The 26,064-nt window shown below is 42.0% G+C and carries 25 protein-coding genes; 16 read left to right on the plus strand and 9 right to left on the minus strand.

Annotated features, from left to right (window positions below):
- Positions 1 to 37 precede the first annotated feature (37 nt).
- A complete protein-coding gene (gene nadC / locus FTU64_RS10695; RefSeq protein WP_180054153.1) occupies positions 38 to 883 on the minus strand; it encodes a carboxylating nicotinate-nucleotide diphosphorylase in 846 nt (281 codons plus the stop codon).
- 198 nt (positions 884 to 1,081) lie between these two features.
- Here nadC and ampD point away from each other — a divergent pair, with 198 nt between their 5' ends.
- Positions 1,082 to 1,654, plus strand: a complete 573-nt coding sequence (gene ampD, locus FTU64_RS10700) for a 1,6-anhydro-N-acetylmuramyl-L-alanine amidase AmpD (RefSeq protein WP_078190631.1) — start codon at positions 1,082 to 1,084, stop codon at positions 1,652 to 1,654.
- An 86-nt stretch (positions 1,655 to 1,740) separates the two neighbouring features.
- Positions 1,741 to 3,282 carry a murein biosynthesis integral membrane protein MurJ gene (gene murJ, locus FTU64_RS10705; RefSeq protein ID WP_078193266.1) on the plus strand — a complete coding sequence of 514 codons (1,542 nt, stop codon included), beginning with the start codon at positions 1,741 to 1,743 and terminating at the stop codon, positions 3,280 to 3,282.
- Between the two features lie 163 nt (positions 3,283 to 3,445).
- On the opposite strand, the gene FTU64_RS10710 is transcribed toward murJ, so the two are convergent.
- A complete protein-coding gene (locus tag FTU64_RS10710) occupies positions 3,446 to 3,604 on the minus strand; it encodes a DUF1328 domain-containing protein (protein ID WP_005006601.1) in 159 nt (52 codons plus the stop codon).
- A gap of 167 nt (positions 3,605 to 3,771) precedes the next feature.
- Between FTU64_RS10710 and FTU64_RS10715 the strand changes: the two genes are divergently transcribed.
- Positions 3,772 to 4,224: a YcgN family cysteine cluster protein gene (locus tag FTU64_RS10715; RefSeq protein WP_168379729.1), complete on the plus strand. Its 453-nt coding sequence runs from the start codon at positions 3,772 to 3,774 to the stop codon at positions 4,222 to 4,224.
- A 27-nt stretch (positions 4,225 to 4,251) separates the two neighbouring features.
- Here the strand turns inward: FTU64_RS10715 and FTU64_RS10720 are convergent, their stop codons facing one another.
- Together FTU64_RS10720 and FTU64_RS10725 are read right to left on the minus strand one after the other, a co-directional pair.
- Complete coding sequence (locus FTU64_RS10720; RefSeq protein WP_180022315.1) at positions 4,252 to 4,728, minus strand: DUF523 domain-containing protein; 477 nt, start codon at positions 4,726 to 4,728, stop codon at positions 4,252 to 4,254.
- Positions 4,729 to 4,748: 20 nt separating this feature from the next.
- The gene (locus FTU64_RS10725; RefSeq protein ID WP_180059739.1) at positions 4,749 to 6,545 is read right to left on the minus strand and encodes an EAL domain-containing protein; all 1,797 of its coding nucleotides are present in this window, start codon (positions 6,543 to 6,545) and stop codon (positions 4,749 to 4,751) included.
- 252 nt (positions 6,546 to 6,797) lie between these two features.
- On the opposite strand from FTU64_RS10725, the gene FTU64_RS10730 reads away from it, so the two are divergent.
- Positions 6,798 to 8,069, plus strand: coding sequence for a replication-associated recombination protein A (locus tag FTU64_RS10730; protein ID WP_111885104.1), 1,272 nt, complete (start codon positions 6,798 to 6,800; stop codon positions 8,067 to 8,069).
- 336 nt (positions 8,070 to 8,405) lie between these two features.
- Here the strand turns inward: FTU64_RS10730 and purC are convergent, their stop codons facing one another.
- From purC to dapA, 3 genes are read right to left on the minus strand one after another with little or no spacing between them, the layout of a single operon-like run.
- On the minus strand, positions 8,406 to 9,125 hold the full coding sequence (gene purC, locus FTU64_RS10735) for a phosphoribosylaminoimidazolesuccinocarboxamide synthase (protein ID WP_078190626.1): 720 nt from the start codon (positions 9,123 to 9,125) through the stop codon (positions 8,406 to 8,408).
- 36 nt (positions 9,126 to 9,161) lie between these two features.
- On the minus strand, positions 9,162 to 9,767 hold the full coding sequence (locus FTU64_RS10740; protein ID WP_078193263.1) for a lipoprotein-34 precursor (NlpB): 606 nt from the start codon (positions 9,765 to 9,767) through the stop codon (positions 9,162 to 9,164).
- A gap of 15 nt (positions 9,768 to 9,782) precedes the next feature.
- Positions 9,783 to 10,682: a 4-hydroxy-tetrahydrodipicolinate synthase gene (gene dapA, locus FTU64_RS10745; protein WP_078193262.1), complete on the minus strand. Its 900-nt coding sequence runs from the start codon at positions 10,680 to 10,682 to the stop codon at positions 9,783 to 9,785.
- Positions 10,683 to 11,405: 723 nt separating this feature from the next.
- On the opposite strand from dapA, the gene mhpT reads away from it, so the two are divergent.
- The 5 genes from mhpT (at position 11,406) to ppk1 (ending at position 17,191) form a co-directional block, all read left to right on the plus strand.
- Positions 11,406 to 12,617 carry a 3-(3-hydroxy-phenyl)propionate transporter MhpT gene (mhpT, locus tag FTU64_RS10750; RefSeq protein ID WP_180059740.1) on the plus strand — a complete coding sequence of 404 codons (1,212 nt, stop codon included), beginning with the start codon at positions 11,406 to 11,408 and terminating at the stop codon, positions 12,615 to 12,617.
- Between the two features lie 152 nt (positions 12,618 to 12,769).
- Positions 12,770 to 13,159: a hypothetical protein gene (locus tag FTU64_RS10755; RefSeq protein WP_180059741.1), complete on the plus strand. Its 390-nt coding sequence runs from the start codon at positions 12,770 to 12,772 to the stop codon at positions 13,157 to 13,159.
- A 70-nt stretch (positions 13,160 to 13,229) separates the two neighbouring features.
- Positions 13,230 to 13,880 (plus strand): bifunctional nicotinamidase/pyrazinamidase, encoded by a 651-nt coding sequence (gene pncA / locus FTU64_RS10760; RefSeq protein WP_180022346.1) that lies wholly within the window; start codon positions 13,230 to 13,232, stop codon positions 13,878 to 13,880.
- 73 nt (positions 13,881 to 13,953) lie between these two features.
- The gene (locus FTU64_RS10765; protein WP_180059742.1) at positions 13,954 to 14,922 is read left to right on the plus strand and encodes a bile acid:sodium symporter family protein; all 969 of its coding nucleotides are present in this window, start codon (positions 13,954 to 13,956) and stop codon (positions 14,920 to 14,922) included.
- Between the two features lie 205 nt (positions 14,923 to 15,127).
- Complete coding sequence (gene ppk1, locus FTU64_RS10770; RefSeq protein WP_180059743.1) at positions 15,128 to 17,191, plus strand: polyphosphate kinase 1; 2,064 nt, start codon at positions 15,128 to 15,130, stop codon at positions 17,189 to 17,191.
- 48 nt (positions 17,192 to 17,239) lie between these two features.
- Here the strand turns inward: ppk1 and FTU64_RS10775 are convergent, their stop codons facing one another.
- The gene (locus FTU64_RS10775) at positions 17,240 to 18,496 is read right to left on the minus strand and encodes a hypothetical protein (protein ID WP_180059754.1); all 1,257 of its coding nucleotides are present in this window, start codon (positions 18,494 to 18,496) and stop codon (positions 17,240 to 17,242) included.
- Positions 18,497 to 18,573: 77 nt separating this feature from the next.
- Here FTU64_RS10775 and serB point away from each other — a divergent pair, with 77 nt between their 5' ends.
- The 4 genes from serB to FTU64_RS10795 all read left to right on the plus strand — a co-directional run bounded on the left by serB (position 18,574) and on the right by FTU64_RS10795 (position 21,756).
- Positions 18,574 to 19,794, plus strand: a complete 1,221-nt coding sequence (gene serB / locus FTU64_RS10780) for a phosphoserine phosphatase SerB (protein ID WP_180059744.1) — start codon at positions 18,574 to 18,576, stop codon at positions 19,792 to 19,794.
- Positions 19,795 to 20,208: 414 nt separating this feature from the next.
- Complete coding sequence (gene aciT / locus FTU64_RS10785; RefSeq protein ID WP_078190616.1) at positions 20,209 to 20,541, plus strand: AciT family ciprofloxacin tolerance protein; 333 nt, start codon at positions 20,209 to 20,211, stop codon at positions 20,539 to 20,541.
- Between the two features lie 157 nt (positions 20,542 to 20,698).
- On the plus strand, positions 20,699 to 21,178 hold the full coding sequence (locus FTU64_RS10790) for an SCP2 sterol-binding domain-containing protein (protein WP_078190615.1): 480 nt from the start codon (positions 20,699 to 20,701) through the stop codon (positions 21,176 to 21,178).
- Positions 21,179 to 21,246: 68 nt separating this feature from the next.
- Positions 21,247 to 21,756, plus strand: coding sequence for a hypothetical protein (locus FTU64_RS10795; protein ID WP_168379710.1), 510 nt, complete (start codon positions 21,247 to 21,249; stop codon positions 21,754 to 21,756).
- A gap of 61 nt (positions 21,757 to 21,817) precedes the next feature.
- Here FTU64_RS10795 and dtd read toward each other — a convergent pair whose 3' ends face one another.
- On the minus strand, positions 21,818 to 22,258 hold the full coding sequence (gene dtd, locus FTU64_RS10800; protein ID WP_180054167.1) for a D-aminoacyl-tRNA deacylase: 441 nt from the start codon (positions 22,256 to 22,258) through the stop codon (positions 21,818 to 21,820).
- 229 nt (positions 22,259 to 22,487) lie between these two features.
- Here dtd and FTU64_RS10805 point away from each other — a divergent pair, with 229 nt between their 5' ends.
- The 3 genes from FTU64_RS10805 (at position 22,488) to pncB (ending at position 26,045) form a co-directional block, all read left to right on the plus strand.
- Positions 22,488 to 24,005: a catalase gene (locus FTU64_RS10805; protein WP_180054169.1), complete on the plus strand. Its 1,518-nt coding sequence runs from the start codon at positions 22,488 to 22,490 to the stop codon at positions 24,003 to 24,005.
- A 184-nt stretch (positions 24,006 to 24,189) separates the two neighbouring features.
- On the plus strand, positions 24,190 to 24,690 hold the full coding sequence (locus FTU64_RS10810) for an ankyrin repeat domain-containing protein (protein ID WP_078193253.1): 501 nt from the start codon (positions 24,190 to 24,192) through the stop codon (positions 24,688 to 24,690).
- Between the two features lie 146 nt (positions 24,691 to 24,836).
- The gene (gene pncB / locus FTU64_RS10815; protein WP_180011649.1) at positions 24,837 to 26,045 is read left to right on the plus strand and encodes a nicotinate phosphoribosyltransferase; all 1,209 of its coding nucleotides are present in this window, start codon (positions 24,837 to 24,839) and stop codon (positions 26,043 to 26,045) included.
- Positions 26,046 to 26,064: the final 19 nt, after the last annotated feature.

Consider the following 26,064-nt stretch of genomic DNA (forward strand, 5'->3'; position numbering starts at 1 on the left):
AGCACCCTTTATTTATGTTTAGAGTAAGTCTAGAGCGTTAGGCATTAAAGCGCATCGATAAATCAATCGCTGTGACATCTTTGGTGAGCACACCCATCGAAATATAATCGACCCCTGTCGTTGCCACTTCACGTAAGTTTGCAATAGTGATATTGCCTGACGCTTCAAGTTTGCAGCGACCATTGACGTGTTTAACGGCATCAATCATTTGTTGCTGACTAAAGTTATCCAACATCACAATATCCGCACCTGCTTCCAATGCTTGGTTGAGTTCATCCCAAGTTTCGACTTCAACTTCCACAGGTTTACCCGGTGCAATCTGGTGTGCTTTGGCAATCGCTTGTTGGATGCCACCTGCTGCCATGATGTGATTTTCTTTAATTAAAAACGCATCAAATAAACCTAAGCGATGGTTTTGACCACCTCCGACAGCAACTGCATATTTTTGTGCAATACGTAGGCCTGGTAAGGTTTTACGGGTATCGAGTAAACGAGTATTCAAACCTTCAAGCTGCTGGACATAGGCAGCAGTTTTAGTCGCTACTGCAGATAATGTTTGTATAAAATTTAAGGCTGGACGCTCAACCGTGAGTAAACTACGCGCAGAACCTGCGAGTCTTAAAAAGGCTTCGCCTGCGGCAACACGGTCACCATCATGTTTCAACCAAGTGACTTGGACAGCGGCATCGTAAGCCTGAATGAGTGCATTAACCCAAGGCTGACCCGCCAAGATCATCTCTTCACGGCTGATAATCGTTGCAGTGGCTTGTTCATCTTCTGGAGTTAACAGGGCTGTAATATCGCCTTCGCCAATATCTTCTTGTAGTGCGTGTTGAATATTGATTTGGATAGATTGTTCAAGCAAAGATTGCGATATGCTCATAAGAAGTTCCGTATCTTTTTAACCCAGGAAAATGTGCGCGTTATATTAGCATTGTTCCTTAAAAATGAGCGATTTTTAACTCCTTTCACAGACTTGAATTGAGATTTCAATGTGAAAGTTTTAGCATTAAACCTTTCAAGTAGGGCTCGGCGTTTTGATCTGTAGCATTGCAGGCCGGCTTAGACACAGGATTTTTTTATGTCACAAGCAACAACATTTCAGGTGCAGGATGGGCAATTGCTAGGTGCGCGTCAAATTCCATCACCGAATTTTAACCAGCGTCCTGAAGATACCGAAATTCAGCTTGTCGTCATTCATAATATTAGTTTGCCACCTTCTCAGTTTGGCGGTGGTTATATCGAACAATTTTTCCAAAATCAGTTGGATTGGTCGAAACATCCTTATTTTCAAACCATTGAAGGGATGCAGGTATCGACACATTTATTGATCCTGCGTACAGGCGAAGTCCTACAGTTTGTCAATTTTAATGATCGGGCTTGGCATGCTGGTCGTTCAACCTATTTAGCGCAAAAAGAATGTAATGATTATTCGATAGGTATTGAGCTCGAAGGAAGTGATGATTTACCTTTTGAAGCTGCACAATATGCCGTGCTGACAGAGGTCGTGGCGTGTTTACAACAGGCTTATCCTAAAATTCAACAACATATTGCAGGGCATTCAGATATTGCACCGGGACGTAAAACTGATCCGGGTCCATTTTTTGAGTGGAACGCTTTTCGTCAGCAGCTGCATCATTTTAAAAACAAATAAACAATACACACTGCGTTTAATAAACCAATGAAATTCCTTGACGAGTTTCATTACAATAGGCGCACTTTCAAAAGTGAGAAATACCGATGGCGCTTTGGCGTTCGACAGTTATTGTCAGTGCAATGACTATGTTGTCCCGTGTATTGGGACTGGTACGGGATATTGTCCTGTTAAATGTATTTGGTGCAGGTAAAGACTTCGATACCTTCGTGGTTGCCTTTCGTATTCCTAACTTTTTTAGGCGTTTATTTGCAGAAGGGGCATTTTCACAAGCCTTTATTCCTGTATTGACTGAATATAAAACCAGTCGAACCCATGCCGAAGTCCAGATTCTGATTAGCCGTGTTTTTGGCTGTTTAGGTCTAGTGATGACCAGCTTGACGTTCATCGCGATGGTGGCCGCACCCGCGATTATCTATATCTATGCACCGGGTTTCCATGGTGATGCAGACAAGTTTGCGTTAGCCACCGATATGTTTCGCCTAACGATTCCTTACTTACTGTTTATGTCCTTAACGGCATTTGCCAGCAGTATTTTGAATAGTTATGGCTCATTCAGTACACCTGCGTTCGCTCCAGTGTTACTCAATGTCGCGATGATTGCCGGTGCGCTATGGTTAACCCCTTATATGGCTGAGCCAATTATGGCTTTGGGTTGGTCTGTTGTCGCGGCAGGCTTCTTGCAATTGGCGATTCAGATTCCAGAGCTGTGGCGTAAAAAATTACTGATTCCACCGAAAGTTGACTTCAAACACGAAGGTGTTGATCGCATCATGAAGTTGATGCTGCCAGCACTGTTTGGTGTCTCAGTGACGCAGATCAACCTACTGTTGAACACCATTTGGGCGTCTTTCATGCAAGATGGTTCGGTGTCATGGTTATACAGTGCCGAACGGATGACCGAATTGCCATTGGGCTTAATTGGTGTCGCGATAGGTACCGTAATTTTACCTTCGTTGTCTGCGCGTCATGCTGAACAAGATCAAGAAAAATTCCGTCGTATGATTGATTGGGCAGCTAAGGTCATTATCTTGGTGGGTGTGCCTGCAAGTATTGCGCTTTTCATGCTCTCTACACCTATTATTCAGGCCTTATTTGAACGTGGTCAATTTAGCTTTGAAGATACACAGATGACCGCATTGGCATTGCAATGTATGAGTGCCGGTGTGATTTCATTCATGCTCATTAAAGTGTTTGCACCAGGGTTTTATGCGCAACAAGATACCAAAACTCCAGTACGTGTAGGTTTAATGGCGGTCGCAGCGAATGCCATTCTTAATGTGGTGTTTATTGGATTCTTTAAACTGATTGATTGGCATGCTGAGCATATGGCCTTGGCCTTGGCATCATCGGGTTCCGCTTTAGTGAATGCAGGGATGCTGTATTTTTATTTACATAAGCGCAATATTTTTCGCTTTGGTGCACATTGGAAAAAGTTGGTGATTCAGTTTGCGATAGCCAATGCTGTGATGATTGCTGCACTGTGGTATGGCTTAACATGGTACAACGGTGATGTATCTGCGTGGATGCGTGTCGCGGAAGTGATCATCTTATGTGTGATTGGTGTTGCTGCTTATGGTATCGCCTTAATTGCAACAGGCTTTAGACCACGTCACTTAAAACCTTAAAGCTAAAACCTACAGCGTAATGCGTTTGACGTTGATGTAAAAAAATAAGAGCCCATAGGCTCTTATTTTTTTGATTAAGACTCAAGATGATAAAAACATACGTTTCTGAATCATGAGTCTGAGGGGAGTAATTTGTAGTTTAAAACGACATTCAATCAGTCGCCTAAACTTTTCCTCGAGAGAGGAAACCAACAATTGCGAGAATGACTGCAATAACCAAAAGAATAACAGCAAAGTCTTTGGATAAGCCTGCCACACCACCAAAACCTAGCAGACTCGCAATCAAAGCAATTACAGCGAAAATAATAGCCCAGCGGAACATAGTTTTATCTCCATGTGATTTTTTATTCTGTCTCATCAGTATAGGAGTCACAGAAAGCATGCTATGTATTCTTTTGTTTATTTAATGTTCAATATTCGGTAACTTAAATGAGGAATTTATGTGCGGGTTCAGTTAATATGCCTGCCACCTTCGTTGCGAGCGAGAAGATGACCGATACTCTACGCCCACATTTTTGGAAAAAGCATGCTTTGACTGAACTCACCCATTTGGAGTGGGAGTCCCTCTGTGATGGTTGCGGGCTTTGTTGTTTAATCAAGCTTGAAGATGAAGATACGCAAGAGGTGGCTTACACCAAAGTGGCATGCAAACTTTTAGATTGTGAAACCGCCAGTTGTTCCGATTATCCAAATCGCAAATCACACGTTGCAGACTGCATACAGCTGACACCTGAACAAATTCACCAATTTCATTGGCTACCGCCGAGCTGTGCTTATCGTAGAATTTCTGAAGGGAAAGATTTACCGCGTTGGCATCATCTAGTGACGGGAAGTCGTGACAGTATTTTGAAGGCACGAAAGTCTGCCGCAGGGCGTTGCATCAGTGAAGAAGACGTCAACCCTGATGATATTGAAGATTATATTGTGCGTTGGGTACGCTAAAGGACACAGATACGCTCAATTTTGGGTCTAGAGTTGATCTTGTATCATGGCCAGAAAGTCTTGTTCTGACAGAACCTGAAATCCATGCTGTTTAAGGAGTGCTGTGGTTACTCCATAGCCCTCAATTTTTGTACGCGTAAAGCTGCCGTCATAAATATAATGACTACCGCAAGACGGACTACGATCCTTCAATACCACCACATCAACCTTATGCAATTGGGCCAATTCCAACATGCGATGGGCACCCGCGATAAATTCAGCACTGACATCTGTGCCCAAGACATCTTTGACTTGGGCTGTGCCATTGAGCACATCACTGGCTTGACCATTTTGAATTTCTGCAGGAAAACGTGGACAGCTCAGGCCGCCCATCATTTCTGGGCAGGCCGTAATGACTTGGTGAGTCTGCATCAGTTGGCAAATTGCTTGTTGTGTATTTGATTTGGCATCATAACGAACGGGTTGGCCTGCCAGACAGGCACTGACTAAATACTTCAGTGTCATCGTGTCTTGCTCCACAAGTTTTAGTGACTCAAAAGTTCCATCGCATGGTCATAACTGAGCGGACGATAAAAGTAAAAACCTTGTCCAGTATGACAATTACATTCTTTTAAGGTATCGACCTGTTCCGGTTTCTCTATACCTTCGACTAATATATTCAGGGAAACACTCGCACCAATTTGTGTAATCGCTTTGACAATGGCAAGTGCTGAACAGTCGGTATGCATGCGTTCCACAAAATTACGGTCGATTTTAATACAGTCGACAGGGTAGTTACTTAGACGTGTTAATGATGAATGACCTGTACCAAAATCATCTAAAGAAATGTGGATGCCATGGTCTTTCAATAAATGGAGAGCGCGAATCACATAATTTGAGCCACGTTCTGACAGGCTTTGCTCGGTAATTTCGACCTCAATAATATCTGGTGATATACCAAACTGCTTTAAGCGATTCAGTAGTTTTTCCGCATAATCATCACGTAAAAATTCGACAGGTGCAGCATTTATTGAAATCGGTAGCGGTTGCAGTCCAAGTTCAATCCATTTTTGAATATCTTGAAAGATTTTAATTTGCATTGTTTCACTAATGCGTGAAGCCAATTCATAATCTTGAAATGCAGCAAAAATTTGAGAAGGTAATTGTAATTGTTGGTCTTTATCGTACCAACGCAGCAAAGCTTCAAAGCCGACCACTTGACTGTCAGAAAGGCGAACTTTGGGTTGATAAAACGGAATAATTTGATTGGACTTAATCAGGCTGCGGGCTAGCGTTAATTGGCGAGTGGTGTTTTCAAGAATTTTAAACATGGTGTGGTTGAACATTCGCACCCCACCACGACCACTGCCTTTTAAATCATTCAGTGCAATATCTGCGCATTTAAGTAAATTCGAGGAATTTTGTGCATCGCGTGGGTAGATCGCACAGCCAATACTCATACCTATATTGATGCTTTGTCCATTATAGAAAATCGGCATATCCATTTGCTGACAGGCGATGCTGGCAATATCTGTTAATTGTTGTTGCGATTTTAAGTTCGGAATAGAAATGGCAAATTCATCGCCACCTAAGCGTGAAACCACGATATTTGCATCAAAACAGTGCTGAAAACGCTGTCCAAGGGTATGCAGTAAATGGTCTCCAGCACTATGCCCTAAGGTGTCATTAATATGCTTAAAATAATCCAGATCGATCAATAACAAACCCAGTTGTTGCTGATGTTCTCGTGCCACTCTTAAGTGACTTTTAAAGACTCGACTAAACGCACGGCGGTTTAATAAACCTGTTAAATCATCCTGTTCAATGATCCGTTGGAGTTTATTTTCCGCCAGTCGCTGTACCGTAATATCACGGGAGACACAGAGAATTTCTTTGACTTGACCATATTCATTGAATACTGGGCTGAGCATGTTATCCCAATAAGCCATGGGTTCATCGGCCACTTGGCTCATGCCGACAAAGCGAGAAGTTTTTCCTTGTTTGGCTTCTGCAAAAGCATTCAGACACGCGTCGCGGACTTCTTCAGGCAATAATTTGTGCCATGACATACCAAACTCAGTTTCAGTCGGCGACACACCGAGAGCTAAGCAACCAGCGCGGTTCATATGCAGAATATGACCGTCTAGGCTTAATAATTTAATACAGTCGACACTGGCATCTAACATTTGATTACGGCTGTCGAGTTTTTCGCGTAATTCTGCACATTGGGTATGTTGTAATTGTATATTCTTGGCTTGAGGCATTTGTTGAAATGAATATATAGATAGATCAATGCCTTGTTGAACTTGAGGTATTTGCTTTTGCTTTAATGATTGCTTCATACAATCTGTCCAATTGGGTCAGGCAAGCTAAAAATGGGATATCTAGCCGATCATACTTTAATTTGATCGATAAGGGATAAGATCTCTTGTTACATTATAGTTAACATTCGCCTAAGGATTTTTACATGCAAGATACTTAAATAATGACATCAAACCAGCCTCTTAAATTGAATATCGAATAAAGCAAAGATTCTGCCAAGGCAGTGTTAGAATAGAAAAAACGTCCCCAATTGCCGGAAACGAAATAATAAGATGTCAGACAGCCAAATTCCTCTTCCTGAACGCATGCGTCCTCATGATTTATCGCAAATTATTGGACAAGATCACCTTTTGGGTGAAGATGCACCGTTACGCCAGATGATTGACCAAGGGCATTTGCCATCGATTATTTTTTGGGGACCACCGGGTGTAGGTAAAACCACAATTGCATTGTTGTTAGCGCAGGCCGTTGACCGACCATTTATTAGTTTATCTGCGCTCAATACTGGGGTGAAAGAGTTACGTGAAATCATCGCCGATGGTGGAGATTTATTGACACCTGTGGTGTTTATTGATGAAATTCATCGCTTTAATAAGTCACAACAAGATGCCTTACTGAATGCAGTTGAAAAGGGCAAAATTACCCTGATTGGTGCAACCACAGAAAACCCTTCATTTGAAGTTAATAATGCCTTATTGTCGCGTTGTCAGGTCTATACCTTAAATGCTCTGGATAATGACGCAATTCAGCGCTTATTGGATCAAGCGATTCAGCAAGATTCGTTTTTAAAAGAGCGTTATATTCAAATCGAAGAATATGAAGCTTTATTTCAATTTGCCGCAGGTGATGCTCGTAAAGCATTAAATCTTTTAGATTTAATCGCCAGTACGTTTGAGCCAGACTTAGAAAATATCATTAACAATGCGGTGGTGGTCAAAGTTGCGCAGCAAAATATTGCACGCTATGACAAATCGGGCGAACAGCATTATGATTTAGTTTCGGCTTTTATTAAGTCGATTCGAGGCAGTGATCCAGATGCCGCTTTGTATTGGATGGCTCGAATGCTCAAAGGTGGTGAAGATCCTGTTTTTATTGCCCGTCGTATGTTGATTGCGGCATCTGAAGATATTGGCAACTCAAATCCAAATGCTTTACTGTTGGCTGGAGAATGTTTCCGATCTGTGCAGGCAATTGGTATGCCTGAGTGTCGAATCATTTTGGGGCAATGTGCGGTGTATTTGGCAACCAGTGCTAAAAGTAACAGCACTTATTTGGCCATCAACAAAGCCTTAGATTTGGCAGAAAAAACCTCGAATCTACCTGTGCCACTACATTTGAGAAATGCACCAACCAAATTGATGAAAGAGCAAGGCTATGGCGTGGACTATTTATATCCACATAATTATCCTGAGCATTTTGTCATGCAGGATTATATGCCGCCTGAACTGAAAGGCACTAAGCTGTATGAGTCTGCACGTAATAAACGTGAAGTTGAAGGTGAGCGTTTGCAGCAACGACGTTGGATGCAACAACAGCAACAATGATTTGAATGATCATAATGGCAAGGCGCTTCGGCGCCCTTTTTTATGTCTATTTCATGCAAAAAAAAGCCCAACTCAAGGCGAGCTGGGCTGAAAAAATAGGATGTCTTTGGGGGAGATACATCCTAGAGGGTAGATGGAAAATCTGGTCGGCATACACATTGGAGAAGTATAGATCCTGGTGCTGCTTGATATGTAGCTATCTTAGTGTGAACGTGGGTAAATGTGAAACAGAGGATTTTTATCGTTAACATTTGTTTTTTCGATCATAGATTAATCGAGTAATATTTCATTAAAAAACCGAGCTAAAGAGCTCGGTTTTTTACATCGATGAACGACTTAGATATCAGAAAGGTCGATACCTAAACGTGCAGCAACTTCTTCATAAGCTTCAACTACACCGCCTAAACCTTGACGGAAACGGTCTTTGTCGAGTTTTTTCTTAGTGTCTTTGTCCCATAGACGGCAGCCGTCTGGAGAGAATTCGTCACCCAGTACGATACGGTCGTGGAACACACCAAATTCAAGTTTAAAGTCAACAAGCAGCATGTTGCCTGCATCGAATAGACCTTTAAGTACTTCGTTTACTTTATAAGTCAATTCTTTCATTTGAGCGAGTTGTTCTGCAGTCGCCCAACCTAATGCAATCGCTTGTGATTCATTCACCATTGGGTCGCCTAACGCATCGTCTTTGAAGAACAATTCGAAAGTTGGCGGAGTAAGTTCTTTACCTTCTTCAACGCCTAAACGACGGCAAAGTGAACCTGCTGCATAGTTACGGATTACGCACTCTACAGGAACCATAGTCAATTTTTTCACTAAAACTTCAGTTGGAGAAAGAAGTTTTTCGAAATGAGTTTCTATACCAGCCGCAGCCAATTTTTCCATGATAAAGGCGTTAAAACGGTTGTTCACCTTACCTTTGCGATCCAGTTGTTCAATTTTTTCACCGTTGAATGCAGAAGCATCGTCACGGAAAACTAGGATGAGGTGGTCAGAACTATCTGTTTCATAAACAGATTTCGCTTTACCAGTATAGAGCAAGGTTTGTTTTAACATGAGGGAACCTTTTTCGAGAAAAAATGCCTAGTACGACTAGGCTGGCCAATTTTGGTAAATCTGAGCTAACAGATCTGCAGCTTTTTCTTTGTCTGCAAAACTGTTATCGGCATTGAACACAGCGATGTTATTGCTTGAACCTACAGAAGAAAGTCTTAAAACATAGGTCTGTTGATCGACCTTGACGGTTACTTCGTAACGGTTTTTGCTCTGACCAACAATGGTATGGTTAAGGCTGCTGAGGGTAGCAAGTGTGTATTGCCAAATTGTAGCAGAATTTCCTTCAACTTTGATCAGTGGATTTTGATTTCCATCCACCAATAGTTGAGGGCGGCTAATATTTGTACTGTCTGTTGAGGAATCTGCAACGACATTATTTTTTTCCGCGGCTGGACGCGGAAGGGCATAGCGATTGCCGCGCTTATTTTCAAGCTTTGGTGCATGCTCAATTGCTAGTGGGTCAACAGATGGAGCAGGATACAAAGGCGTTGCAGGACGAACCATCGACCCTTCAGGGTATTTCAGTGGTTCAACATCTGTGGTTTGTTTATAGTCCAGTGTGCCATTATTAAAGGCAAGTGAACTACAACCGGCTAATGTAAACACTGAAAGTGCCAGGCTAAGTCCTAAACGTAATTGCATGATGTTTGCTCTTCTTTATTTGATAACGCCCGCAGTGATGAGTGCTTCACGAAGCGGAGTGCGATATTGTTCTGCAAGGGGTGTTAATGGTAAGCGAATGCCTGTTTCAATCAGGTTCATCTCATGAAGTGCCCATTTCACAGGAATTGGGTTCGATTCGCAAAATAAAATTTGATGTAAATTTGCAACAGTATTGTTTTGTTGCTCGGCTTGGACTGCGTCACCCGCCAAAGCGCTTGCACACACTTCGCTCATTTCTTTTGGCGCCACGTTCGCAGTAACCGAAATGTTGCCCTTAGCACCTAAACCCATTAACTGATAAGCCGTTGCATCATCACCTGAGTACACCACCATATCTTTGCCTTTAAGGCCTTCAATGAGTTCTTGACCACGAGGAACATCGCCAGTGGCGTCTTTAATGCCCACGATTTGTGGAATATCAGCAAGACGGATCACGGTGTCGTTGTGCATGTCTACACCGGTTCGGCCAGGTACATTGTATAAAATTTGAGGTAAATCAACAGCTTCAGCAATTGCTTTGTAGTGTTGATACAGGCCTTCTTGGGTCGGTTTGTTATAGTATGGTGTTACTAATAATGCCGCATCTGCACCTAATTCTTTGGCTTCTTTGGTGAGTTCAATCGCTTCGTGGGTTGAGTTTGCACCTGTGCCGGCAATAATTGGAATGCGTTTGTTCGCCACACGGATGATTTCTTTGATCACCTGAGTGTGTTCGGCCATGCTCAAGGTAGAAGCTTCACCTGTAGTCCCTACAGCAACAATACTGTTGGTGCCCTGCTTTATATGCCACTCAACCAGCTTCTCGAGGCTCTTCCAATCTACGCTGCCATCTTCAAACATTGGGGTGACGATTGCGACAATTGAACCTTGAATGGTCTGAGCTTGCTGAGTCATTTTGAAAAGCTATCCTATTTGTCCATCCGACAAGATGAAATATAGATTTCTGGATGGTTTCGAATTTTGATTTGTAGCATGTTCATTGGGCTATACCCAAATTGAATAATGCTTACGCAAATTATGACTGATCAAACGCATAAGAACAATATGCTTTGGTCAAAGCCATAAAATTCTTTATACAAATCAAACTTAAAACAATCAAGTGTAAAATAGCGGTTTTTTTGCAGTCTGAAAATTGTTCAGCAGGGCTGAATCTAGAAAATGTTTTATTCAATCGAGAGGGGTGGCATGGCTGATGGGGATTGATTAAATCATCAGCAAAAGGTTGATCTATGTGTATTCCGTGCTTTTTAATCAGAATTTAAGATTAAATAACAATGACTAAAGATTTAAAAACTATATCAATTCGCTCGGGTTTTATTACAAATGATTGTTAAAAACTTGGGTAATAATCTTTTTTATATCTAATAGAAATAGACATGTTTTTATGAGTGTTTAAAAAGATCGCTTGATTTGACTGTTCATTGCACGATTCATATTTTTTTATTTTAAATTTTTAATTGTTTTTACGACTTTGTGACTTAAAGCACAAAAACTATTACACCATGCACGTAATCCAATTTTGGACGAAAGGCTTCAACTTATTGGTAGTTATATCCTTTATAAGGCTCAGCGATGATGCGACTTAATTTGAACGCTGATGACAACAAGGATTCTCCAATGGAAAAGTCAGATAATAAGCATGCTATTGTCACGGTAGCAATCTGCTTCCTTATTGCCGTAATCGAAGGTCTGGATATTCAGGCTGCAGGTATTGCAGCAGCAGGGATTCGTGAATATTTCGGGCTGGATAGCTCGCAGCTAGGGGTGTTTTTTAGTGCCGGTATTTTAGGATTATTACCTGGTGCTTTGGTGGGTGGTCGGATTGCAGACCGAATGGGCCGTAAAAAAGTATTAATTTGGTCTACGGGGATGTTCGCCATCTTTACCTTATGTACGGTATGGGTAAATAGCTTCCATAGCTTACTCGCTGTACGTTTTCTTGCCGGTGCAGGTTTAGGGGCAGCAATGCCAATTTTAATTACCTTGGCATCTGAAGCGGTAACGCCACAAAATCGTGGTCGTGCAGTCGGTTTGATGTACTGTGGTATGCCTGTGGGTGCGGCAATCTTGTCATTAGTTGCAATGACGAACTTCGGTGCAAACTGGAAAAATATTTTCTATTTAGGCGGTTTATTACCGATTGTTGTGATTCCATTGATGATTTGGTTCCTGCCCGAATCGCGTGAATTCTTGAAAGCCAAAGATCAAGCGGTTCAAGCGACTGCCAATGGTGAAGTGCAACAAGGTGCTTTCAAAAACCTCTTTAACACAGAAAACCGTTTACGTACTTTCTCAATTTGGGTGAGCTACTTCTTCACCTTGATGGTGGTGTACATCATGTTGAGCTGGTTACCGTCGTTGTTCACCGAACTCGGTTTCACTCGTAAAGATGGTGCAACTGCGCAGTTCTACTTCATGGTGAGTGCAACCATTGGTACGATCATTTTAGGTATGTTGACTGATCGTTGGAAGAAAGCTTATGTGATCATTTTGATGTACGGCGGTATTTTGGCAGGTCTATTTGCGCTGAATGGTGCAGGTTCATTGACTCAAATGTACATGGCGTCAGCTTTAGTCGGTGCATTCGTGATTGGTTGTCAAGGTGTACTGTATGCCTTCGGTGGTATCGTGTATCCAACACAGTTACGTGGTACGGGTGTTGGCGTAGCTTCAGCCGTTGGTCGTGTCGGTGCAATGTTAGGCCCTGCAATTGCGGGTCAGTTATTGGCAGCAGGTTTTGGTGCGGCAGGGGTGATTACCGCGGCAATTCCATGTATCGCAATCTCTGCAATATTTATGTTGTTATTGGTACGTCGTATTCCATCTTAAGGAACATGTCATATCAAAAAAAGCCCGCATCATGCGGGCTTTTTTTATGGCGACAATAGAAGTCGCACTAATGCTCTAAACCAATATAAATAAATGTATTTTATGTAAAAATACAGCAGAAAGAGAAAATAAAAAATCAATGTAGAGGGGCTATGTCAGCAAGAAAACTGGTCGCAATTTTTAAAGTTGAGCAACGTGAATTCAGTTTGTATCTACATCAATACGAATTTATCTTGGAACTCAAACCTGTATTTCAAAGAAATCGCCAACAGCCGAGACAAAATGCGTGGTTAGCCTTTGCCGATGAACCTACCCTAGAAGATGTTGCTGAAAATATTAATGCGTTTGAGGTCATGCAACAGACACGTAGCCATTTATTAAAATATATCTTTCAACATCAACCGCGATATTTTTATTTTCATGCCTCGACTCGGCGAAAAGCCCGTATTTACCCACGCTTTGCACAACGTTTGGTTGAGCATTTGCCCAAGTATCGGTATTGTCAGGAAGGACAGTCATTTTATTTTTACGCACAGGACTGAATACTAAGGCTTTTAAAATATGAGCGAATCAGTAGAGTCGCCGAAAATGCATGACAACGGATGGAGAGATATGCAAAAAAATACAGCGCTGATTGTGGTTGATGTACAAAATGGTTTTACCCCAGGCGGTCAGTTGGCTGTTGCCAATGCCGATCAAATTATTCCAGGGATTAATCAATTGGGACAATACTTTACGAATATTGTGCTGACTCAAGATTGGCATCCAGCCGACCATATTTCTTTTGCTGAAAATCATCCTGAGCATGCACCTTATGACAGCATAGAGCTGAATTATGGAACGCAAGTATTGTGGCCGACGCATTGTGTACAAGGCACACAGGATGCCGAATTGCATCCGGATTTAAATTTACCGACGGCGCAGCTGATTATCCGTAAAGGTTTTCATCAGCATATCGACAGCTACTCTGCTTTTATGGAAGCGGATCAGAAAACTTCAACGGGTTTGGCGGGCTATTTGCGCGAACGTGGTATTGATACGGTCTTTGTGGTGGGCATTGCCACGGATTTCTGTGTTGCATGGACGGCAATGGATGCACGTAAGCTTGGTTTTGAAACTTTTGTGATTGCTGATTTGACCAAAGGGATCGATTTACAGGGTTCTTTACAGCATGCATGGCAAGACATGTTGGCGAATGGGGTGAAGCGTATTTACCTGAAAGATATTGTGCAGCAGCATGCACAGGCATTATCTTTGGCATGACCCAGTGGGCTCAGTTGAGAAAAGGCACAAGGGTGTGCCTTTTTTTGTCCCTGTTTTTAAATGGAAGATGCCTATGTCGGCTTTCTTAAAATTCACTCAATTTGTGCAGAAAACATTTGCGATTTGGGTGGTGCTGTTTGCAGCGCTCGCCATGTTTTTTCCCGATGTATTTGTTTGGTTAAAAGCATATATCCCATGGATGCTAGGCATCATTATGTTGGGTATGGGCATGACCATGACACTGCAAGATTTTAAAAGTGTATTGCAAAGCCCTAAAGCTGTGATGATCGCGGTTTTGGCACAGTTTATTGTGATGCCGGGATTGGCTTTTTTCTTGTGTAAATTATTACAACTGCCGACAGAAATCGCGATCGGGGTCATTCTTGTCGGTTGCTGTCCGGGTGGAACGGCTTCTAATGTCATCACCTATATGGCAAAAGGCAATACCGCATTATCTGTTGCCTGTACCTCTGTTTCGACATTACTCGCACCGGTTTTAACCCCTGCGATTTTCTATTTGTTAGCAAGCCAATGGATTGAAATTAATGCTGCATCGATGTTGGTTTCAATTTTACAAGTGGTTTTATTTCCGATCATTGTGGGGTTAATGATTCGAACTGTCTTTAAGCATCGAGTGGATGCTTATATACAGGTCATGCCATTGGTTTCTGTTGTGGCAATTGTGGCGATTGTGGCGGCCATCATTGCGGGTAGCCGAACACAGATTTTGCAATCAGGTTTACTGATTCTTGGGGTAGTGGCCTTACATAATGGCTTGGGCTATCTATTGGGTTTTTGGGCCAGCCGACTATTTAAATTGCCCTATGCAGACTGTAAAGCAGTGTCGATTGAAGTTGGGATGCAAAACTCAGGTTTGGGTGTGGCATTGGCGGCGACCCATTTTGTCGCTTCACCTCTGACCGCTGTGCCGAGTGCGATTTTTAGTTTGTGGCACAATATTTCGGGTCCCGCACTGGCAACCTATTGGGCAGCGCGGACGAGTGAGCCCAAAGCATCGGAACAAGACAAGCCTGTGCAATAAACAAAAAACAATTCAGTAAAATAGAGGGTAATCTCCCTCTTTTTTTATGTCGAAAATAAATTTTACGATTTGATGAATACGGTTTTAGAGAATTGGATGCTTTTTTAATTGATTAATGCTATTTGTAACATAAGTGTCATATCCGCTGCCTAACATGCCGGCAAACACTTTAGATATAGACTGTTTCAAACAGCATTGAGAGGGTATGCAACATTTTCAGCATTCATCAGAGACCTATTATAATCGTGAATTGTCACTTTTAGATTTTAATCGGCGGGTCTTGGCTCAGGCACTCGATTCAAGTTTACCTTTACTTGAACGCTTGAATTTTCTCATCATTTTTTCACGCAATTTAGATGAATTCTTTGAAATTCGTATTGCGGGGCTGATGAAACAACGAGATTTGAATGCGATTGCACGGACGCCAGATGCCATTCCGACTGAAGTGGTCTTAGATGAACTTTCCCAAGTGATTCATGACACGGTTGCAGAGCAATACCAGACCCTCAATCATGCTGTATTGCCTGCGTTACAAAGTGAAGGTATTCGCTTTATTCAATTTAAAGATATTTTAGAAAAACATCGGGCGTGGATTAGCCATTATTTTAGTAAAGAAGTTCAACCAGTTTTAACACCGATTAGCTTAGATCCATCTCATCCGTTTCCACGCTTGGTCAATAAAAGCCTCAACTTTATTGTGAGCCTAGAAGGCAAAGATGCCTTTGGTCGTGCCATTGAAATGGCGATTGTGCCTGCGCCACGTTCGTTGCCGCGTTTAATCAAAATGCCCGTCGAAGTTGAAGGCAGTGCAGAGACACAAATTTTCCTGACCGCCATTATTCAGCAACACATCAATGACCTATTTCCGGGGATGAAAGCGACGGGCTGTTATGCCTTTCGAGTGACACGCAATGCAGATTTGGTTTTGGCTGAGGATGTGGATGACTTGGCGGTGGCATTAAAAGATGAATTGTCTTCACGCCGTTTTGGTCGGGCAGTTCGTTTAGAAATTGAAGCTGATTGTCCGCAAAGCATTATTGATTATTTGTTAGATGAATTTGATTTGAGTGAGCAGGAGCTCTATCGCATTGACGGCCCGATCAATTTATCGCGGCTCAGTACCAGTTTTAATCGGCTAGAACTGAAATATCCGGTCTATACACCAATTATTCCTAAAGTTTTTCGGAAACAAACCGCGATTTTTGATGTATTAAAAACACAAGATGTGTTGTTACATCATCCGTTTGACTCCTTTCAACCGGTCATTAACCTATTACGTGAAGCTGCAAAAGATCCTCAGGTTTTAGCCATTAAGCAGACGCTCTATCGCAGTGGGCCAGATTCGGACATCGTACAAGTTTTGGCGGAGGCTGCTCGCAACGGCAAGGAAGTAACCGCAGTTATCGAACTTCGGGCGCGGTTTGATGAAGAATCCAATATTACTGTGGCCAATATATTGCAAGAAGCTGGGGCTGTCGTGGTGTATGGCATCGTGGGCTATAAAACCCATGCCAAGATGATTTTGATTGTACGCCGTGAAAATAATCAGCTGCTACGCTACGCCCATTTGGGAACAGGTAATTATCACGCAGGCAATGCGCGGATGTATACCGATTATGGCTTGATGACGACGCATCCCGATATTTGCGAGGATGTGCATCGTATGTTTCAGGAACTGACCGGTATGGGCAAGATGGCGAAGCTGAAAGCTTTATTGCATGCACCATTTACCCTGCATACTGAATTATTGAAACTAATTGAACAGGAAATTGTTGCTGCACAAGCGGGAAAATACGCACGAATTATTGTGAAGGTCAATGCACTTACGGAACCGCAACTGATTGCTGCTTTGTATCGTGCATCGCAAGCAGGGGTACGTGTAGATTTAATTATCCGTTCGATTTGTTGTTTGATTCCTCAGGTCAAAGGGATGTCTGAGAATATTCATGTGAGATCTATCGTCGGACGCTTCTTAGAGCATACTCGAGTGTATTATTTTGAGCATGCAGGCGAAAAACGATTGTACTGTGCCAGTGCCGATTGGATGGGACGTAACTTATTTTCACGGGTCGAAACCTGTTTTCCCATTTTAGAAAGCCGTTTGAAAAAACGCATTATGAAAGATTGTTTACTTAACTATTTGGAAGATAATCAAAATGCATGGGAAATGCAGTCGAATGGGCAATGGGAGAAAGTCGCGGTTGAAGCAGGTACCGAACCGCATAACGCGCAAAAATATTTGATTGCACAGAAAATTTCGACTGTTTAAGACAAAAAATCCCGACTTAAGTCGGGATTTTTGATTTCGCTCAAACCTTTACGAGGCTTTTGACTGTTTGGATTTTAAAATTTCAGTTCTGAAGTTTTGAGCCAATTCAGCGGCATCACTGTCCATCCCATTGAGCATAAATGCATGACGAGTGAGCACATTGGTCGGATTTGGCAAGCTGACCAATTGGAAATGATCTGAAATCTCTTTGAGCAAAGTTGTCGGCACATGAATGGCACTTTCTTTGGCAACCAATTGTTGGACTAAACGTTCAGCCGCTTCTACAGAAGACAATTGCATGGCTTCGACAGAGCTTGAAATTGCACTACGGGTTTGTAAAACGAAACGTTTTTCTTCACGGTAGCGTTTATATAAAACATCAGAAAGCAATTGGAATACTGAGCTGATCATGGTGAGGCAACGCAGCGCATCTGGAGTGTCAGCGGTCATGCTGATGGTTGCGCCATGTTCATCAAACTTATGTACCGTACTGATGTCAGAACTGTTCAATTTGTAATGTTGAACACAGAGTTCTGTGGTTTTATTTAAGAAAATTTGGCAGAGATTAAAATACGGCACAGACACGGTTTTGTTGACGCTATCGAGCAGCTGTTTCGGATCATAAAATTGAATATTTAATGCCAAGCTGTTGCTGTCGAGAACCACTGGTTTCATGTCTTTATGTTGTTTTGCTTTGGCTTGCGCATTTTGCTGCGCTTGAGCAATCGCCACAGCGGCATTATGTTTTTCTTGTTCTAAAGCCTGCGCTAGCGTTTGAATTTCATATTTTAGACGTGATTCATTGTTGATTCGCGCTAAATATTCAGTACGACTTGGACGTGCAATTGCGCGATACGCCAACCATAACAAGCCATGTAAGAATAATGAAAATAGAATCGCAGCCCATTGCGTACGTAAGATTTCACCAATACTTGGTTTAATTAAGGTGATTTCAACCGTTCCAACTTTCTTTTCGTTTTGCAGCGCATCACGAACAAAGATTTCACCGTCACGGGTTTTGGTCAAACCGCCTGTGGCCAAAACTTGATTATTGGCATTTAAGATGCGGATGGAAGCCACGCTCGGGTTAGTTGCATAGCGGTCAGCAAGTAAGGCTAATGATACGGTATTGGCCGGCTCAAGCTCAGATAGGCTGTCTGTAACCAATTGACTGGTCATCAGTTGTCCCTGACTGGCACGGTTTTCGTTCAGTTGGTGGGTTGTTGCCAATACCAATAAAAAGGTATGCAAAGCAAAACAAACTACTAATAGGCTAGCAAATAGCCCTTGTCTAGGCGCATTCAACGTAAACTTCCAAGGCAATTCTATTCAATTTAGATTATGATTCTTACATTAGTTGTAGCTCAGACCCGAGTCAATTCATGCGAGAAATCATTCTTATATCACTTTTAGGACCTGACCAACCTAATCAATTTACACGATTAATGCAGGTTTTGTCCGCACATTCCTTACAGATTTTAGATGTCGGACAAGCAGTCATCCACAATCAGCTGACTTTAGGTATTGTTGTTTCGTCGGAAGACCAGACTGCGACAGCATTAGCCATGAAGGAGATGTTGATTTTAGCACATGATATTGGCTTAACTGTGCGCTTTAAACCAATCTCTACAACAGAATATCAACAATGGGTAAATGAGGGAGGCCGCACACGCTATATCATTACGGCACTTGCGCCAGAATTACAGGCGTCTCATTTACAGGCAGTTACAAATATTGTGTCGAGCCAAGGCTTCAATATCGAAACAGTGACTCGTTTATCTGGCCGTCCAGAGTTAGATGGATCAAGCGAAGGTCCGCGCCGTGCCTGTGTTCAATTTGGTTTAAAAGGCCAAATGTTGGATGCCACTGCGATGCGTGCAGCATGTTTACGTCTATCTACCGAACTTGGGGTAGATGTTGCCGTTCAAGAGGACAATGCTTACCGTCGTAATCGTCGTTTAGTCTGCTTTGATATGGACTCAACGCTGATTGAGCAAGAAGTGATTGACGAATTGGCGATTGAAGCGGGTGTCGGGGCTCAAGTGGCTGAAATCACTGAACGTGCTATGCAAGGCGAGCTCGATTTCCAACAAAGTTTCCGTGCACGTGTGGCACTGCTCAAAGGTATGGATGCTTCGGTATTGCCTAAAATTGCAGAACGTCTGACTGTCACAGAAGGTGCGGAACGTCTGATTTCAACGCTTAAATCATTGGGTTATCGCACGGCTATTTTGTCAGGTGGTTTTCAGTATTTTGCTGAATATCTACAAGCAAAACTGGGTATCGATGAAGTCCATGCCAATGTACTGGACGTCCAAGATGGCGCGGTAACCGGTGAAGTGAAAGGCCATATTGTGGATGGTGCGCGCAAAGCCTTCTTATTGACTCAAATCGCTGAGGAAATGGGGATTTCATTAGAACAAGCCATTGCGGTCGGTGATGGTGCGAATGACTTGCCAATGTTGTCTTTAGCCGGCTTAGGCGTTGCCTTCCGTGCGAAACCTTTGGTGCGTCAAAATGCCAATCAAGCCATTTCAAGCGTGGGTCTAGATGGTGTTCTTTACCTGCTTGGTGTGCATGATAAAGATTTAAATCGCGCTTAAAACCATTTAATTCATACTAAAAAACGTAGCCAAAAGGCTGCGTTTTTTTATGCCAAGAATTCAGCTCATCCGATGAACGGTAGAAGAAAATTGTCGATAAAAACAACGATTAACAGCATTCGAAAAATTAATTTTTTTAGCCTAAAACCAGCTGTTTTTTTTGTAATGACACTCGAAACGAGATGCCATCATTGTTCTAGAAATTCTTTAAAAAGAAAAAATGTAATGACAAAATAATGTTGCGACAAGGTGTGTCGCATGGACAAAAAACGAGACTTTTTTTATGCAAAAAACTCAGCATAATGCTTGCAAGAGATTGAGATCGACCAAATCTATTTACTGAAGATACAGTAGTGAGACGGCTCAGCATCCTGTAAGACAAGAGATGTCAGCTGTCAAATGACGGAGGTTTTTATGTTAACAGCGAATTTAGCAACAATCGTTGGCCTGAGCTTGGTATCGGCGGCTGTGATTGCTGTTTTCTTCTCGCCTTATCGTCGCTGGTTAAGTTTTATGCTGGCGGGGATGCTGGTGTGGGGACTCATTGAAGTGATTCGATTTGGCACACAAACCATGTTTGAATTATCAGTGACCTATAGTTATTTAACGGCATTAATGGCCGCAATGGTGGTATTCACTTTAGTATTGTTACGTGAAGACCGTCGTGCAGAGCGTGCGATGGCAAAGCGTCAATGTATAGAGCATACGCCTGTATATGATGAAGAGCAGCAATGTTCGAGCCGATAAATGCCAGAACAAAATTTCAATGAAAATGCGCCTGAGGGCGCATTTTTTTTATGAACGCATTAGTCCGATTTGAGATACAAAGCCTTACTTCTCAAAAGCCAAGTTATGGTAGGATGAAACCAGTCAATTTTCCAACAATTACAATAGGCTTTAAGTCATGAAACTATCATCAATTCCTGTCGTAAAACTACCTTTAGTTGATGTCAGTACGGATCCACTTGATTTACTCGTGGCAGGTTTAGCGCTTCGTATGAAACAGCTTGCACGTACTAGCCCTAAATTCATTGAATTGGTTCATGAACGTCAATTCCGCATTCAAATCGGTACAGATTTGGGTGTTGCACGTCAAATTATTGTAAATAATGGACAGATTGATACTGTTTCAGGCGATGCGGAAAAAGCAGACTTTATTTTGCAATTTGCGGACAGCGAACAGGGTGTAAAAACCTTGATGAAAGGTGACCCAACAGCATTTATGACGGGTATGCAAAATGGCAGTATTAAAATGGAAGGTGATTTTGGTCTACTGGTCTGGTTTAACCAAGTGGCGAAGTTAATTCCACCTAAACTTCCAAAACCGGTTAAAGAAAAAATCAAAATCGCACGTGCGTTTATTAAAGAAAAAACAGGAAAATAATTTTAATTTTCGTTGAAAATTAACGTTTTTTTGGTAAAAATACCCCCCACTTTTTAGGGGGTATTTTTATGAAAAAATTAATTACGTCGGGTTTAATTGCTGCATCACTTACTTTGACAGGTTGTGCAAGTATCATTTCTGGATCGACTCAAACTTTAACCTTTAAGTCAGTTCCTGATGAAGCATCGATTTCAATTACAAATAAAGCGGGGGAAAAGGTACATACAGGTATCACACCTGCAACTGTAACTTTAAAACGCGGTACAGGATATTTTAAACCAGCAGCTTATGAAGTAACGTTCAAAAAAGATGGTTTTCAAACAAAAACTGTGCAGGTAACAGGGACAGTAAATGGTTGGTATGTAGCCAATATTATTTTTGGTGGATTAATTGGTTTATTAATTGTTGATCCAGCTACTGGTGCAATGTATACATTGAATCCCGCTGATGTAAATACTGTTCTAGACGCAAATCAAACAACAACGTCAAAGAAAAATGATCAGTCATTAACAGTCATGCTTGTGAAAGATATCCCTGTGGAAGTAATGCAACGTGCAAAACTGATTACAACCATTTAAGACCGTATTATTCTAGCTTGTGAAAAGCCCTCAAAAGAGGGCTTTTTTAATGCTTCAGTGGTTATTCAACTTCTAAATTAAAGGTCACTGGACCGTCATTGACCAAATGCACTTTCATGTCGGCAGCAAAGATGCCTGTTTGTACATGGTCATATTGGCTCTTGGCGTAATCGACCAGCTGTTCATACAGCGCTTTGGCATCGCTTGGCGGCATGGCAGGGCCAAAATCGGGGCGCAGGCCTTTTTGCGTTTGTGCCATCAGAGTAAATTGAGACACCAAGAGGATACCGCCGCCGGCTTGACTGACATTCCAGCCCATCTTGCCTTGTTCATCATCAAAAAAACGGTATTTCAAGATCTTATCGATCAGTTTTTTGCCCTTTTCTAAATCGTCAGCTTTACCAAGTCCTAAAAACACTAAAATACCGTGATTGATTTCACCCGTGATCTCACCATCGACCACTACTTTGGCTTCCAAAACACGTTGTAACAAGGCCCGCATAAATTCTTCCGAGTAGAAAATTGAACATAGGGCAGGGATTGTAGCAAAGACAGCATTCTTTCGAAGCGATGTTTAGAAAATTTTGGGCTCAAACATTTGAAAATGAAATGTATATTTTTTATAAATCTAATAATACGATTGAATTTATGAAAATAATCTGTTTTATCTATTTATTGAATATCAGTATCTTTGCGGGGCAGGAAAGGTATTTAACAGAGAGATTAAGACGATGTTTAAGCGTTCTTTATTGGTTGCGATGTTAGCAACAGCAACAGCGGCGACTCAAGCAGCGCCATTAACCAAAGACAATGGTGCACCAGTAGGCGATAACCAAAACTCGATTACTGCGGGTCCAAATGGTTCAGTTCTACTTCAAGACGTGCAATTGGTTCAAAAATTACAACGTTTTGGTCGTGAGCGTATTCCTGAGCGTGTGGTACATGCCCGTGGTACAGGTGCTTATGGTGAATTCGTTGCAACTAAAGATTTATCTGATCTAACCATTGCTTCATTGTTCAAAGCAGGTACCAAGACTCCAGTTTTCTTACGTTTCTCGACTGTAATTCACGGTAAAGGTTCTCCAGAAACTTTACGTGATCCGCACGGTTTTGCGATTAAGTTCTATACACAAGAAGGCAACTGGGACTTAGTGGGTAACCAAACTCCAGTGTTCTTCATCCGTGATGCGATCAAATTCCCAGACTTCATCCATGCCATGAAGCCTAGCCCAATCAACAACGTTCAAGACGCAAACCGCGTATTTGATTTCTTGTCTAGCCAGCCATGGGCAACCAACATGTTGACTTATGTGTATGGTAACCAAGGCGTGCCTACCAGCTACCGCGAACAAGACGGCTTTGGTGTGCATGCATACAAGCTTTATAACGACAAAGGCGAATACAAATACGTTAAATTCAACTTCCGCTCTAAACAAGGTGTGAAAGGTCTGAACGTTAAAGAAGCTGCTGAGCAACAAGGTAAAGATTTCAACCACTTGACTAACGATCTTTATAACAACATCAATGCTGGTAAATTCCCGAAATGGGATCTTTATATCCAAGTGTTAGATCCTAAAGATTTAAACAGCTTTGATTTTGACCCACTTGATCCAACTAAAATCTGGCCAACGAACTTAGTTCCAGAAACTAAAGTGGGTACATTGACGCTGAACCGTATGCCGAAAAACTTCTTCCAGGAAACGGAACAAGTGGCATTGGCTCCAGGTAACTTAGTCCCAGGTATCGAGCCATCAGAAGACCGTCTGCTGCAAGGCCGTATCTTTTCTTACTCAGATACACAAATGTACCGTTTAGGTGCGAACCACCAACAAATTCCAGTCAACCGTCCATTAGTTGCTGTAAACAACAACAACCAAGATGGTTACATGAATGTTGGCGGCACTTCATCAAATGTGAACTACGAGCCAAGCCGTATTGAGCCAAAACCAGCGACTGCGAAAGCGCGTGCTGTTGAAACACCGCTTTCTGGCACAGTTCAGCAAAAAGGCGTGAAAGAGCAAAACTTCAAGCAGGCGGGTGAGCTTTATCGTTCATACTCTGCGAAAGAGAAAGAAAACTTAATCATGAACTTGGCTGCTGACCTTGGCAACGTAAAAGATTCGGAAACGAAACACATCATGTTGTCTTACTTCTACAAAGCAGATGCAGACTACGGTATGCGTATGACCAAAGCAGTAAACGGTAACCTTGCAACTGTAAAAGCCAAAGCAGCACAACTGAAAGACTAATTTCGATCAGTCTGAAGGATTGGTAACTAGGGGCTAGAACGTTACCTCAAAAAAGTCCTATGAAGCTCCATACCTTTCCTGCACCCTAGGGGGAGTTTCATAGGCACTCCTTAAATATTCATTTTTTTAATGAAATGAATTGTTTCCAATTCAATTCTACATTCGATTTCTGTTGGAGTTCATCATGAAAGTTATGCAACATTTGACTTTAGCCAGTCTTCTAGCGTTTGGTTCCGCATTCGCAAACGTGGCAATCGCGGAAGATATCTCCCCCGCTAAAGCAACTGCAAGCGATCAGATGACCTCACAACAGGAATTGATCGCAATTTTCTTTGCTGCAGCCAAAACTGGCAATGAAGAAGTCATCAATGAATTTCTTAAGCACGGTTTTCCGGTCGATGTGCGCAATGCTTCGGGTTTTACACCACTGATGATGGCGACCTATTATGGTCATCAAAATATTGTGACTCGTTTGCTAGAACAAGGTGCAGACCGCTGCGCACGTGACAATAAAGGCAACACCGCATTGATGGGTGCCATGTTTAAATTAGAATGGGCGATTGCAAAGCAATTACGCCAAGTGGATTGCGATGCAAATGCCAAAAAAATGGGGCAAAAGACTGCAGAACAGTTTGCGCGTGAATTTGGTCAAGAAGAAAAATATCGACAGTTACTCAAAAAATAGTGAGCTTGATCGCGCTCAGCTTCAGCAAAAAAATTGAAAAAAGTCGATGAATCGCGGTGATTTATAAGTTATTCCACTAAATCAATCGGCTTTTTATCAATAAAGTATGCTTTAATGCAAAGAGTTGATAAAAACTGAAAGTCTTTATGTCTCCAATCATCCAATCCTTATTAGACACAGATCTGTATAAATTCACCATGCTTCAGGTGGTGTTACACAAATTTCCGCAAACCCATAGTGTGTATCACTTTCGTTGCCGTAACTTGGATGATACAGCCTATCCACTGGTTGAAATTTTGGATGATTTAAACATGCAGCTCGACATGCTTTGTCAGTTGAAGTTTAAAGAAGATGAATTGCAGTATTTACGCAGTTTACGTTTTATTAAAAGCGATTTTGTTGATTATCTTGAATTATTTCAGCTTAAACGCCGTTTTATTAAAGCGGGTATTGATGATGAAGGTCGACTCGACATTTGGGTAGAAGGCCCAATGGTTCAAGCGATGATGTTTGAAATCTTTGTTTTAGCCATCGTCAATGAATTATATTTCCAACGTATTCGTACACCCGAAGTTTTAGCCGAAGGTGAGCGCCGTTTGCAACATAAGATTGCCTTGCTGAAGCAGTATGAAGCACGGCAAAATCCAAATGATCCACCATTCTTGGTCTCTGATTTTGGCACGCGTCGTCGTTATAGTTATGCATGGCAAAAGCATGTAATTGAAGAATTAAATCAGGCTTCACCGTATATTTTCCGCGGTACAAGTAATGTTCTGATTGCCAAAGACTTGAACATTACTCCAATTGGTACAATGGCGCATGAGTTCCTACAAGCATTCCAAGCGCTTGATGTTCGTCTACGTAACTTCCAGAAGTCTGCGCTAGAAACATGGGTACAGGAATACCGCGGTGACTTAGGAATAGCCTTAACGGACGTTGTCGGTATGGATGCGTTCCTACGTGACTTCGATTTGTACTTTGCCAAACTATTCGACGGTTTACGTCATGACAGTGGCGACCCGTATGAATGGGGCGATAAAGCCTATGCACATTACAAAAAGCTTAAAATTGACAGTAAAACCAAAATGCTGACTTTCAGTGATGGCTTGAACATTGAAAAAGCTTGGGATTTACACAATTACTTTAAAGACCGTTTCCAAGTGAGTTTTGGTATTGGCACCAACTTGACCAATGATATGGGACAAACTGCACTGAATATCGTGCTGAAGTTGGTTGAATGTAATGGTCAATCTGTGGCAAAAATTTCAGATAGTCCGGGTAAAACCATGACGGATAATGATACTTTCTTAGCGTATCTACGTCAGGTGTTTGACATCTCTGAAGTTAGCGCTTAAACACAGCATTAGATAAAAA

Origin of the sequence: Acinetobacter sp. YH12128 (assembly GCF_013418655.1) — a bacterium.
GTDB classification, from domain to species: Bacteria; Pseudomonadota; Gammaproteobacteria; order Pseudomonadales; family Moraxellaceae; genus Acinetobacter; species Acinetobacter amyesii.